This window comes from Thermomicrobiales bacterium, from assembly GCA_041390825.1.
Lineage (GTDB): Bacteria > Chloroflexota > Chloroflexia > Thermomicrobiales > UBA6265 > JAMLHN01.
This window is the reverse complement of sequence record JAWKPF010000038.1, coordinates 25,160-37,651: the sequence shown is the minus strand read 5'-3', so window position 1 is coordinate 37,651 and position 12,492 is coordinate 25,160. Positions and strand designations below refer to the sequence as shown.

Genomic DNA, 12,492 nt, shown 5'->3' with positions numbered 1-12,492 from the left:
CTCCACCGCGGCCGCGGTGGTGACATTGCCTGCCATGATCGGCAGGCTCAGACGGCGCTTCAGTGTCGATACCGCTTCGAGCACACCGCGCGAATGACCATGCGCGGTGTCGACGACGAGCAGGTCGACGCCTTCCTCGGCCAACGCAACCGCGCGCTCCAGCGCATCACCGCCCACGCCCACCGCCGCACCGACGCGCAACCGCCCAGAAGCGTCCTTGGTGGCGTTGGGGAACTGGATCTTCTTCTGAATGTCCTTCACCGTGATGAGTCCGGTCAGGAAACCGTGCTCGTCCACGACGGGTAGCTTCTCGACCTTTTGCCGGTGGAGGATGGCGCTGGCTTCGTCGAGCGTTGTGCCCGTGGGAGCGGTGACCAGCCCTTCGCTCGTCATGAGGTTGCTGACCGGCTGCTCGACGTCCTGCACGAAGCGAAGGTCACGGTTGGTGAGGATGCCCACCAGCCGTCCCTCTTCCTCGGTGATCGGCACACCGGAAATGTGATAGCGCTCCATGACCGCCAATGCGTCCGCCACCCGGGCGTCGGGCGGGAGAGTGACCGGCTCGACGATCATGCCAGATTCCGACCGCTTGACCTTGTCGACCTCGAGCACCTGATCTTCGATCGAGAGATTGCGGTGGATGATGCCGATGCCGCCTTCACGCGCCAATGCAATGGCGAGCCGCCCTTCGGTGACCGTGTCCATCGCGGAGGACAAGATGGGCACGTTCAGCACAATGCCGGGAGCGATCGTAGTGCTCGTGTTGACATTGGCGGGGACGACATCGGATGCGGCCGGCAGGAGCAGTACGTCGTCGAACGTCAGTCCGAGACCGGCGAACTTGTCTGCCCGCATGGCGCCGTTGGACAGCTCGAGCTCGAACGGCGCGCTTTGAAACGTGGAGAGTCCGTTGCTGGTCTTGGCGGCCATGGATTCTTCGGTGATGCTCATCGTGTTGGGACTCCTCCTCGATTGGCGATGATGGCTTCTCAGGACATCGGTTGGGCGGCGTATTGATCGGATGGGTTAGGTAAAAACGTTGATTCAGGTGCGGTGAGCCCAAGGGCGAGCCGGGCGGAGAGCTCATCGACAACAGCGCGATAGGCGGCAGCGCCGCGTGATGCGGCATCGTATTCGGCGATCGACTGCCCAAAGCTGGGCGCCTCCGCCAGCCGAACCGAGCGCGGCACGACGGTGGCAAAGGTGCGCTGCGGGAAATAGCGCCGCACCTCTTCGACGACTTGCGCGGACAAGCGGGTGCGGGCGTCGTACATCGTCATGAGAACGCCGGTGAGATCGAGCTCGGGATTGAGCTGCTTTTTGACCAGATCGATGGTGCCAATCAACTGACCGAGACCCTCCAGCGCCAGGTACTCGCACTGGATAGGAACGATCACATGCTGGGCTGCGCAAAGCGCATTGACCGTCAGAAAGCCGAGCGAGGGGGGAGAGTCGATCACCACGACATCGTACCGGTGGGCGGCGCTGGAAAGCGCGGTCCGCAGCCGGGTCGCCCGATCGGCAAACTCGACCAACTCCACTTCCGCACCAGCGAGCGAACCGCTGGCAGGGATCAAATCGAGTGAGGGGCGGATGTCGCGCACGACCACGGCGTCCAGGGTGGCTCGTTCGATCAGCAGGTCATAGACCGTGACATCGAGTTCGCGCTTGTCGAGCCCAAGGGACGACGACGCATTCCCCTGGGGATCGACATCCACCAACAGCACGCGGGCGTTTCGGCGCGACAGTTCGACAGCGATGTTCACGGCAGACGTGGTCTTGCCAACGCCGCCTTTCTGATTTGCAAGCGCGATCGTCAGCGGAGGGGCGCTGGTATGAGGCTGGGTGGCTGCTGACTCCAAGAACGCTCCGGGTGATGTGGAGAACGGGGACGCTCTCCATCGAGCGTGTCAATCGAACGATGGTAGCACCAGAAATGGGCGGCAACAATGCCGCCCATGCGATGTTTTGCGCAGGTTGCCCAGGAACAGGTCCCGGTCTGCGTGTCTTTCGTCAGGCGTGAACCCAGACCATGGTCCCGAGGGGAGCCCAGTCGAAGAGGAACGTCGCCATGTCGAGCGGCAAATTGACACAGCCATGGCTCATCGGCGTGCCGAAGTTGTTGTGCCAATAGGCGCCATGCAACGCTTCCGCGTCGTAGTTGAAGTACATGACATGCGGCACGTCTTTCACGTCATACGGCGTGCCGACCTGCCCTTCGCCTTCACCCAGCGCAATCACCTGTCCGCTGGAATCGGTGATGCCGGCCATATCGGTCTTCTCGAGCTTGTAGCGCACATGGAAGACGCCTTGCTCGGTGTGATTCGGCTCGATGCCGGTGCTCACCAGTGTCGTCGAGACGAGCGTGTTGCCCTGGTACGCGTACAGCCGCTGTTCGGAAATGTTGATTTCGATCCATTTCTTGCCAGTAGCGGACATGTCGCCCATCGGGTTTGGATTGATGATCTCGTAGAAGAGCGATTCGTCATAGGTGGGGAGACCGGATCCATCGACTGACGACGTGTCGATGCCTACCTGACCGGCCATTTCACGCCCAAGCGGGGCAAGCTTGACCGCTCCGGTGCTGTCCTGCATCAGGATGCCGCCGTCGAAATACTGCACGAGCAACCCGCGGTCACGCACAGGTTGGCTGATGGGATTGCCGAGGTAGTAAGGACCCTCGTTCTGCGCGTACCAGCTGTAGAACTCGCCCGAGATCGTGTTGCCGGTGATTTCGTTCCAAACTCCGCCGTTGGCAATGGCCGCGGTTGCGGTTGCTCCGTCGGGCGAGACACCCTTCCAGGACGACGTGCGGCGATCACCGCCACCACCGCCCCGGCGGCCGTCGTTGCGGAAGGTGTCGAGCCGGTCGTCCAGTTTCCGATCGCCCAGGCTCATGAGCGTCACCGACGGAGCATCGGTCCACACCAATTCCAGGCGGAACTGGAAGACACCGTTCTCGAATGCCTGGCTATAGAGTCCATCCGAGGACGCGAAGGGTTCGGAGATGGGATTGCCGTAGATTGCCTTTCCGCCGTTGGCGCGCCAGTAGTCGAGGAAGTAACCGCGCAGCGTATGGCCGGTCTCCGGCACATACACCTGGAACGACGCCTGCCCAAGATCGGGTGGCAACTCGACATTGGCGAATTGGTCGATGGTATTCGAGGCAGCAGCCGGCTGGACCGCAGGCGAGAACGCGCCCCCGACGATCGCAAGCGTCAGGGCGACGGCCGCGAGGGACAGCAATCGCTTCATACCGAAATTCCTCTGGTTCATCCTGTGCGAGTTCACGCTCATCGGGACACGGGCTCGAGGAAGCCGCAATCACGAGCCGCTTCCCTTTCGTAAGAAGGCTAGCACGTGGCTCGTAGCGATGACTACGACGAAGTGCGGAAAACCCGTACGTTCGCTATCCGCGAATGGCATTGATCTGATCGCGCAACGTGCGCGCGGCCCGCGCGGCAGCCTGGGCAAAGTCGTCGCCGGAGGAGGCATACGTGATGCTCCGCGCCGAGTTGATCAGCAATCCGCCGCCACGGTCGTCCAGGCCGGCATCGACTGCCGCGGCGAGGTCACCTGCTTGCGAGCCGATACCCGGCACCAGGATGAGCAGATTCGGGGCAACGCTGCGAACCTCGATCAGCTCGGCAGGATAGGTGGCGCCGACGACGAGGCCAAGTGATGCGGCGGACGATGTGTTCCATTCCACGACCTTCGAGGCGATCTCGGCGAACAGCGGTTGCCCAGTCGCGAGCTCGAGATTCTGAATCTCGCCGCTGCCGGGGTTGCTGGTCTTGCAAAGGAGGAAGACACCCTTGCCCGGCCGATCGAACACTGGTTGCAAGCATTCGCTCCCCATATAGGGGTTGACGGTAATGGCGTCGAAGTTGGCGCTGTCCAGATACGCGCGCGCATAGGGCTCCATCGTGGTCGAGATGTCGCCGATCTTGCAGTCGAGGATGCATGGCGTGTCGTCCGGAATCAGCGCGCGTGTTTCCAGCAACGCTTCGTATCCCTCGGGACCGTATTGCATGTACATTGCCAGTTGGGGCTTGAAGGCGGTGGCAAACTCAACGGTCGACTCGATGATCGATTTGTTGAACTCGATGATGGCGTCGCGGTTGGAGCGGCCCCGCGTGACCGACGACGGCATTCGTTCGACAGTTGGATCGAGCCCGACACAGAGCAGCGAATCGCGCGACTGCGAGGCGGTGGCGACCTTTTCTGAGAAGGGGAGCGCGGCGGTTATCGTCATGCTGGATTCGTTTGCGTTCAATTCCTCTTCTCCCCGCGCGCGCCGCATACGACATTCGATGATAACGTACAAAATGCACTTGAGCGCCGAAGTTGCTGTGCTAGACTGGTCGAACCCGAGGGCTCGGTTGGCATCGCTGGCTGAGGCGGGAGACGGCATCCGGTTCGGATGGGTCTCGCGCTCGATGCGATGCGAGCGAGTTCAGTATGCACCCCAGCACAGTTGTGGCGATGAGCGTCCTGGCGCGTTCGCATCGCTGCACCATACCGGTCGGAGGGAAGGATGGCTGGTACCGCCGCCGCGGGCGACCCGCATGCGACGATCGAGGGCTCGCAGCTCGAGCCACCTACGTTGCAAGATGTATTCAAGGCTCGCAAGGTCGTAGACACCTATCTCGATCCGACGCCTCTTCTTTATTCAGAAGCGCTTTCCACGAAACTCGGGTTCGATCTCTGGCTCAAGCTGGAAAACTTGCAGCCGATCGGCGCGTTCAAGATTCGTGGCGGGATCTATCTGATCAGCAAGCTGTCGGCCGAACAGAAAGCGCGGGGCGTGGTTTCGGCATCGACCGGCAACCACGGGCAATCGATTGCCTATGCAGGCCGGCTGTTTGGCGTGCGGGTTGTGATCTGCGTGCCAGAGAACGTGAATCCCATCAAAGCCGCATCGATGGAGCGGATGGGCGCCGAAGTCGTTCGGCACGGACGAGACTTCGATGACGCCCGGATGCATGCAGCCCGCTTGCAGGACGAAGAGGGCCTGCTCTACATCCATTCGGCGAACGAACCCGACCTGATCGCGGGCGTCGGAACGTATTCACTGGAGATCATGGAGGCCGTTCCTGACCTGGATGCATTGATCGTGCCGATTGGGGCCGGCAGTGGCGCGTGCGGAGCGGTGATCGCAGGCAAGGGGATCAATCCCGATCTCCGGGTCATCGGCGCGCAAGCGGCAGGCGCCCCGGCATTCCACGATTCCTGGCAGCGCAACGAGTTGTTGTCGTACGAAACGATCGATACGTTCGCGGAAGGAATGGCAACTCGCCAAGCGTTCTCCCTGCCGCTGCGCATCTTACGTGAAGGTCTTGATAGTATTGTGTTGATTTCGGATGCGGATTTGCGCCGTTCCATCCTGACACTGCTGGAACAGGCGCGAGTTCTGGCCGAAGGAGCCGGTTCAGCGGCGTTCGCGGCCGCATACGCCAAGCGTACCGAACTACGAGGAAAGAAAGTGGCGGTTGTCGTCTCAGGCGGCAACCTCGAAGCCGGAATACTGGCACGAGCGCTGGACGAGGAGCGAGCCTGGTGACACGAATCGGAAAGCTGATCGGAGGCCGGTCGAGGAGCGAAGGCAACTGCGAGGCAATCTTTCAGATTGCACGCGAGGTTGTCGAGCGCAGCCGGTCGATGCAAGGCGCTCTCAACGAAGTGCGCCACCCCGCCATCCTCGATAACCTTTCTGACGAGGATTTTCGCTTGCTCGACGAAGCAATCGTCGAAAGCGCGCAGGACTATCCGGAATACGCGCTGGTGCTCGCCCGGTTGACGCATGCTGCCGCGCGCGCCAAGGGTTTCGACCGGCAGATCGTCGATTCGGCGCTGCGGCTCGATTCGTTTCTGCCAGCAGACGATCCCAGCCGTGAACGCGAGCAACTGCTGCGCGATGCCTACACGATCGCGCAACGGGCCGGGTACGCCCGGGGAGGCCGGGCCACACTTTCGCGGCTGGGCGTGCGTGCTCTCGATGCCGATGAGTTCGACCGTGCCCGCGCCATCTTCCAGCAGCAGATGGACATCGGAGACGAATCGACCGACACCATCGCGGAAGTGGATTCGGCGCTCATGCTTGGCGATATTCTGCGCCGGGAAGGTGACGCCGCTGGAGCGCAGACCTATTACCGGCGCGCTTCTCGTTCCGCCACCCGACTCGATTACCACCGTGGTGTGGCTGAGGCGCTCGACCGGCAGATCGAGTTGATCGACGATCGCACCGATGTCGAGACATCGATTCAGCTTCAGAAGGAAGCGCTCGATGCCGCCATGCTCACGCCCGACCTGGGCCTGCAGTCACGCTTGACCCTCTCGTTGGCGGAAACACTGGCGAAAGCCGGCCGCGTCGATGAAGTCATCACGCAACTGGAGCATGGGGTCGACATTGCTCGTGAAATCGGCGACCTCTCGGTGGAAGCCGAGTGCCTGCAGGCGTTGGTCGAAGCCTATCGCCAGCAAGGGAACCTGGTTGGTGTCGCAAAGCGGCAAACCGACCTCCTGCTCCTGGAGGAGCGGATGGGCAATCGCCCGGTGGCAGCTCGCTGGGGCGTGCGGCTCGGCGCGACCCTGATGGAGCTGAACAAACCGCAACGCGCCGCCGAAGCCTATGGCCGCGCGCAGCAGCTTGCCCGATCGCTCGACGATCCGATGCTGGACCAGCGCATTCTGGGTGGACTGGGCGTCGCTTACACCCAGCTCGACCGGCCAGCAGACGCGTTGGAAAACCTGATGGAAGCCAACGAGATCGCCAAAGAGGTTGGCGACCTGCCGAAGCAGGCCGAATGGCTCGCAAGCATTGGGCAGGCGCTCTTCAAGTTCGATCAGCCGAAGGATGCGATTGCCGCGCTCGGGGAGAGCCTCACGATTGCCCGGCGGATCGACGATGTGCCCCTTCAGATCGACCTGCTCACCCTGATGGGCGAGATCTTCGACGACTCCGCCCAGCTTCCGCGTTCGCGTGAGTGCTATCACCGCGCGCTCGATTTGGCGCGCCGGCTCAACGACCGCGAACGCCAGATTCGGCTGAACAGCGCATTGGGCGGGGTTGCCTTGCGGGCCCAACAGTACGCGCAAGCCAACGCTCTTTACAGCCAGGCGTTGCAACTCGCGACCGAGTCGGGAGACCGGGTAGAGGGCGCCAAGCTGCAAGGCCGGCTTGGCAAGGTGGCGCAGCAGCAGCGCGATTGGCCGAAAGCCCTCGAGCATTACTACTCCGCTGTCGATTTGGCCGACTCGATCAACAAGCCCCGGCTGACCAATCAGCTCCTGCTTCATCTCGCCGCCGCGCAGCATGCGGTTGGCGATCCTGCCGCTGCGACGACGTACCGGCGCGCGTTGACGCTCTCTCAGCAGCAAGGCGATGTCTATCGCGAAGCCGTTGTGCGGCTGAACCTCGGCATCCTTCTGAGTGCCGACGGGCATCGCAACGAGGGGCTCGATCATCTCTACCGGGCCGCCGATCTCGTGGCCGACATGGGCCCGACCGGCAACGACCTGGCCGACAGCATCGAGGAAGCAATCATCCGCGCCGGTGGCAGCGTTGTGGCGACACCGGCAGAGCATGATGTCTGGGACGATCGCCAATCGGGCGTCAGCCGGGGGTTTCCCAGAGGCTATGAGTACCAGCCGTATCGAGACGAGCAGTACTACGGGGATGCCTCGCTTCCGCCGCGCTAGGGGCCCGGCGGGTCGCTGACCGAAAGGAACAAGGAAGCGCGCTGACGACGCATGTCGTTGGCGCGGTTCGCTTTTCTGGGCAAACCGAAGAAGCGTGGGAGGCTTGTCCCTGTTTCGGGACGGCTCGGTGAAATCCGACCGATGTGCACCTTTTTTCAACTATCGCGGCATGCGTATACTGGTCGAGTCTGCAAGTTCGTCGCCGACGAGCGTCTTCGTTGCAAGAGCAGACCCAGCGCACAGCCTATTTGTGCTCCCGTTGCGGGAGGAGGATGAGAGATGGCGTACGTCATCACGCAGCCGTGCATTGGCACCAAGGACGCGTCGTGCGTCGAGGTTTGCCCAGTCGACTGCATTCACTCAACGGACGATGCCGAGCAGTACTTCATCAATCCTGATGAATGCATCGATTGCGGCGTTTGCGCTGAGGTTTGCCCGGTAGAGGCGATCTTTTTCGAAGATGATGTACCCGAGCAATGGCAAGCGTTCATTCTGAAGAACAAGGCGTTCTTCGCGAAGTAGAACATGCATGAAGAGCCGCAACGGGCAACGCGCCGTTCGGTGACGGTTGTCACCTGCGGGACGACACTCAAGCGTTGTCCGTTGCTGGCTCTTCGGCTTCCGGCATTTCTGGCAACTTGGCTGACCAGACCGCGCCGTCCGCGATCCAGTAGATCTGATCACGCGCTTCGCTGACGATCATCGAGTCGATTCCCTCGAAGAGATCTTCCACCGATTCGCCCTCGGCGGTTACCGGCGGGAGCAGGATTTGCGTGGTCGTGCCGTCGGTCAGGTCGAAGAGGTGGAGTGACGCGGTGCCATCCGCAAGCGTCGCAAGATAGAGATCGCCGGTCTCTTCGCCGGAATCGACCGCCAGCACTTCGAACTCACCACTTGCACGGCCCAGGTCTTGCCGGTCGTAGACCTCGCCAGCACTCATGCTGACCAGCCGGCCATCGGCATAGACGACGTGGATCGCGCCATTGATCTCCATACCGAGCGCGCCTGTTTGGAGCGGCGGCTCGGTATCCGCGAGCCAGCGATAGGCGATGTTGTCCTGGCCATCGGCGACGTAGATCTCACCGCTTTCCTGATCGAGAAGATAGAGCCGGTTCTGGAATCCGCTGATCAACCCAGTGGTTGGGTCGACACCCTTCGGCCAGGTGGTCACTCCGATTTCCGCGGCGGTGCCGTCGAAACCCATCAGCACGAGTCGGCTGCCGTCGCTGGCGACCACGCCGGCCACATCATCGGCAGCGGTCTGAGTGTCGAACGTATGGATCGATGAGTTCGGCGAGAACGGCATTTCCAGCATCATCATGCTGTCCAGATCGACAAGGAACGCGGTCGGGTCGAGCAAGAAGATCACGCCAGCCGCTTCGCCAAGCTGCGGCTCGCGGTCGAGGATGTCGTCCGGAATGCGGCCCACGAGCTGGACGTCATTCAGGCGCAATACGCCTTCGAGCTGGTCATGCGCCTGCATGATTTCGGTTTCCAGCACAGCGAGCTGCTCTTGCGGCAGTTCGGCCTGTTTGCCGATTGCCAAAGCGCGCTCGGCAGAAGGGAGCGCGGCTTCGATGGCGGCGGGATCGCTGCTGGCAAGCGCCGCAGCCAGCTCCGCCGTGTGCGAAGCGATTTCGGGATCGGGCAGGGTTACACCGTCCGGGCGGTTGTTGTAGAGATAGGCGAAACCGGCGCCGGCCAGGAGAAGTGCCAGCAGCACTACCCCGATGATCCAGGCGGCGGGGCGGCCGCGCGGCAACCGGGTGCGGGCGCTCCGGGAGAACGAATCGCCGGACATCGTCCGATACCGGCTCAACGAATCGATTGCGGGTGGTTTTTGGAAGATCGCGCCGTCGGACGTGCCGCTCTTGCTCCAGAGCGGGTCGGCCGGTTTCGCCGTGGTGCTCCAGGTTCGCTGCGCTTCAGGTGCGGGCGACGAGAGGAGCCCGGCGCGATGGCGGGCATCCTGCTTTTTCCCATTGTCGAGCTCGATCCAGACCCATGCGCCTTTCGGCCCGGCGATCTCGGCTACTTCGGCCTGCGAGAGACGTCCCGATTTCGATCGGCCAGCGATGCTCCCGCCGGAGAGCAACGCCACGATGTCCCCCGGATCGAGCTTGGTTTCGAAGATGGTGGCGGCTGGATCCAGAAACTCGTCGCCCGCCTCGGCCGGACGTGGGAAGGAGAAAAGCTGTTCGCCCTGTTGCACGATGACGCGCCCAGGATCCGCTGCGGAAACCACGAGCCGTTGGCCGTCCAGCGCCGCGGCGACTATTCCGCCATCGAACCCTGACGGTTCATCCGCTACTAGCGATGTTCTTGCTGGACGTTGCACTGCTCTCAGCGCAGCCGCAAAGGCGTTCGCCAGCGAATCATTGGAATGCGAGAAAAAGGTCAGCGAGAGCTGATCGAGCGCTTCATCGGCGCGAGCAACTTCATCGCGGGTCAGCGATTTGGGAATCGAGACAGCAAGCAATCGCCGGTGTTGCGACTCGACGGTCTTGTCGAGTGTGCGTCCCAGCAACAGATTGGGCAGGGTGGCTTGGGAGTCGACCGGTTGATGCGGAGAGACCGGCGCCGTTGTGTCATCAGTGTGCATCGCGCTCGATCGCCGTCTCGGCGTTTGGGTATCGGGCAACTGTGGGCAAGTATGGAAGAGCGAACCGGATGCGTCTAGCGAGAACCCGCTAGAATCGCGCCGTTGCGCTAAACCACCTGAGAGGAATGCCCCCGACAATGGACGATCCAGTGGACCAGCCCAAGCCGGTGTTGGCCGTGCTCATCTCCGGTGGGGGGCGAACATTGGCGAATCTGATCGAGCGTACGGAAAACGGATCGCTGGCAGCGCGAATCGGTGTGGTCGTCAGCTCGAAACGGGACGCCGGGGGACTCGAGATCGCGCAAACAGCGGGGATTCCGGCAGCCACCATCGTGCGTCGGGAGTTCGAGTCCGATGCTGCGTACAGTGACGCGGTTTTTGAGACGGTCGAACCGTATGCCCCCACCCTGCTGATCCTGGCGGGGTTTCTGCGAAAGCTGGTCGTGCCTGCCAAGTGGGAGGGCCGCATTCTCAACATTCACCCGGCTTTGTTGCCGGAATGCAGCTTTGCGGCTGGCCGGGGATTCTATGGCGATCGCGTGCACCAGGCTGTGCTCGATCATGGAGAGCGGCAATCCGGCGCCACCGTTCATCTCGTCGACAATGGCTATGACACCGGGCCTGTCCTCATGCGCCAGGCGGTGCCCGTTCTCCCAGGCGACGATGCGCACGCACTCGCGGCCCGCGTCTTTCAGGCGGAGAAAGAACTCTATCCACGGGCTATCGAAGCCTACCTGGAGAAGCTGGGAGCCAGGGAACAGACGCCAGAAAGCTGACTCTGCGCGAAACCGGCAGGGTCTCGCTTGCTGGAATCTTGTTCAGCAAATTGACGCTTGCCAGATCGGGTGATACTGTTATCTCACCGGGCCGGAACCGCTGAAACAGCATCTCTGGCCCGCCGTTTATCCATCTCGTTCCGCGTAGGGTGAAGGAGGTGATGCCCATGAGTAGTCACGGTACGGGTATCGCCGCTTCAGGAGTAAGCCTCTAACGGTTTGTTCCCGGCGGCGATGCCCCGAAGAAGAGAGCCGGCCCAGAAATTGGGTCGGCTCTCGTCGTTTGGAGGGGTTGCGCGCTGGGCCAATGGGAAAGCTGACATGACCATCGAGCTTGGGCTCTTCGACATTCATCAGGTCGATCCGACCGATTCCGACTCCACCGCCGAGGTCTACGAGCGGCGGCTGAAGCTCCTTTCGACTGCCGATCGAGCAGGTCTGCGCTATGCGTTCACGGCCGAGCGGCATTTCCTGCAGACATACCGGGCGTCCTCAGCCACCGCCTGGATCGCTGCGGCCAGCCAGCGAACGAGTCAGATTCGTCTCGGTGTGCTGGCGTACACACTGCCCATGCACCTCCCGGCGCAACTCGCGGAGGAGGTGGCCGTACTCGACCAACTGAGCAACGGACGGTTGGAGGTCGGGTTCGGTCTCGGGCATCGGGTCGAAGAGTTGGCAGCCATCGGGATCGACCCGGCCGAGCGGGAGCAGCTCTTTCAGGAGCGATATGCGGTCATGACCGCGCTCTGGGAAGGGGGCGCGGTGACGCTCGACCGTCCCGGCACTGTTGTGCGGGAGGTTGCGATTCATCCACTGCCGTTGCAGAAGCCGTATCCGCCGCTTTGGTTTGCCGGTCGCGATCCGCAAGCGGCCATGTGGGCAGGGATGCGAGGCATGAGCCTGGCAATCGGGTTCAAGCGCGGAATCGAGTTGGCGCAGACGGTGGCCGCCTTTCGCGCAGGCTGCGCCAAGCGCCAGCTAGATCTGCCCGGAGCTGGCCGGATTGCCCTCATGCGGCAACTCTCGATCGCTCCGACCGATCTGGAAGCGCTCGATGGGATGACAGAAGACCTGGATCGGTTGCATCGGCTCGGCAGCGGCGGGCCAGGCGATCTGGACAAGGCACGCGCCGCGGCTGAGCAGATGATCCAGGACGAGTCATTCGTCGCTGGATCACCGGAAACCGTGGCCCGCGAGTTGCTCACATTGCGGGAACGGCTCGATATCGATGTGTTCCTGGCCAATATTCACGCCGCCGGTGTGAACGATGAGCGGCTGGCGCACATGATCGGGTTGCTGGCAAACGAAGTTACCCCGCTGATTGCGGATGCCCCGCGTGTGCAACACCCGAGAGAAGCGCGGCCCGCAGGATGACCGCAAGCCGCTGACGGAATCGAAGATCGTGAAACGGAA

General features: G+C 62.3%; 10 protein-coding genes. 5 read left to right on the top strand and 5 right to left on the bottom strand.

Annotated elements, in window-relative coordinates; all coding sequences use genetic code 11:
- The 4 genes from R2855_17150 to pyrF all read right to left on the bottom strand — a co-directional run.
- A partial coding sequence (locus tag R2855_17150; GenBank protein ID MEZ4532724.1) for an IMP dehydrogenase occupies positions 1-951 on the bottom strand: 951 nt, incomplete at its 3' end.
- Positions 952-989: 38 nt separating this feature from the next.
- Positions 990-1,862 (bottom strand): AAA family ATPase, encoded by an 873-nt coding sequence (locus R2855_17145; protein ID MEZ4532723.1) that lies wholly within the window; start codon positions 1,860-1,862, stop codon positions 990-992.
- Between the two features lie 151 nt (positions 1,863-2,013).
- Positions 2,014-3,255 (bottom strand): L,D-transpeptidase, encoded by a 1,242-nt coding sequence (locus R2855_17140; protein ID MEZ4532722.1) that lies wholly within the window; start codon positions 3,253-3,255, stop codon positions 2,014-2,016.
- A gap of 154 nt (positions 3,256-3,409) precedes the next feature.
- A complete protein-coding gene (gene pyrF, locus R2855_17135) occupies positions 3,410-4,255 on the bottom strand; it encodes an orotidine-5'-phosphate decarboxylase (GenBank protein ID MEZ4532721.1) in 846 nt (281 codons plus the stop codon).
- Between the two features lie 282 nt (positions 4,256-4,537).
- Between pyrF and R2855_17130 the strand changes: the two genes are divergently transcribed.
- The 3 genes from R2855_17130 (at position 4,538) to R2855_17120 (ending at position 8,223) form a co-directional block, all read left to right on the top strand.
- The gene (locus tag R2855_17130; protein MEZ4532720.1) at positions 4,538-5,563 is read left to right on the top strand and encodes a threonine/serine dehydratase; all 1,026 of its coding nucleotides are present in this window, start codon (positions 4,538-4,540) and stop codon (positions 5,561-5,563) included.
- Entirely contained in the window at positions 5,560-7,701 is a 2,142-nt protein-coding gene (locus tag R2855_17125) for a tetratricopeptide repeat protein (protein ID MEZ4532719.1), read from the top strand. The genes R2855_17130 and R2855_17125 overlap by 4 nt, the downstream gene beginning before the upstream one ends.
- A 279-nt stretch (positions 7,702-7,980) precedes the next feature.
- The gene (locus R2855_17120; protein MEZ4532718.1) at positions 7,981-8,223 is read left to right on the top strand and encodes a ferredoxin family protein; all 243 of its coding nucleotides are present in this window, start codon (positions 7,981-7,983) and stop codon (positions 8,221-8,223) included.
- 67 nt (positions 8,224-8,290) lie between these two features.
- Here R2855_17120 and R2855_17115 read toward each other — a convergent pair whose 3' ends face one another.
- Positions 8,291-10,303, bottom strand: a complete 2,013-nt coding sequence (locus R2855_17115; protein MEZ4532717.1) for a hypothetical protein — start codon at positions 10,301-10,303, stop codon at positions 8,291-8,293.
- Positions 10,304-10,440: 137 nt separating this feature from the next.
- Between R2855_17115 and purN the strand changes: the two genes are divergently transcribed.
- Positions 10,441-11,079 carry a phosphoribosylglycinamide formyltransferase gene (gene purN, locus R2855_17110; protein ID MEZ4532716.1) on the top strand — a complete coding sequence of 213 codons (639 nt, stop codon included), beginning with the start codon at positions 10,441-10,443 and terminating at the stop codon, positions 11,077-11,079.
- Between the two features lie 321 nt (positions 11,080-11,400).
- Positions 11,401-12,453, top strand: a complete 1,053-nt coding sequence (locus R2855_17105) for an LLM class flavin-dependent oxidoreductase (GenBank protein ID MEZ4532715.1) — start codon at positions 11,401-11,403, stop codon at positions 12,451-12,453.
- The last annotated feature ends 39 nt before the right edge of the window (positions 12,454-12,492 follow it).

What these genes read in the sequence shown, in the direction of transcription:
- R2855_17140 (MEZ4532722.1), bottom strand. Translation starts at nt 3,255, where the DNA reads ATGAAGCGATTGCTGTCCCTCGCGGCCGTCGCCCTGACGCTTGCGATC.
- R2855_17120 (MEZ4532718.1), top strand. Translation starts at nt 7,981, where the DNA reads ATGGCGTACGTCATCACGCAGCCGTGCATTGGCACCAAGGACGCGTCG.
- R2855_17115 (MEZ4532717.1), bottom strand. Translation starts at nt 10,303, where the DNA reads ATGCACACTGATGACACAACGGCGCCGGTCTCTCCGCATCAACCGGTC.
- R2855_17105 (MEZ4532715.1), top strand. Translation starts at nt 11,401, where the DNA reads ATGACCATCGAGCTTGGGCTCTTCGACATTCATCAGGTCGATCCGACC.
- R2855_17130 (MEZ4532720.1), top strand. Translation starts at nt 4,538, where the DNA reads ATGGCTGGTACCGCCGCCGCGGGCGACCCGCATGCGACGATCGAGGGC.
- purN (MEZ4532716.1), top strand. Translation starts at nt 10,441, where the DNA reads ATGGACGATCCAGTGGACCAGCCCAAGCCGGTGTTGGCCGTGCTCATC.
- pyrF (MEZ4532721.1), bottom strand. Translation starts at nt 4,255, where the DNA reads ATGACGATAACCGCCGCGCTCCCCTTCTCAGAAAAGGTCGCCACCGCC.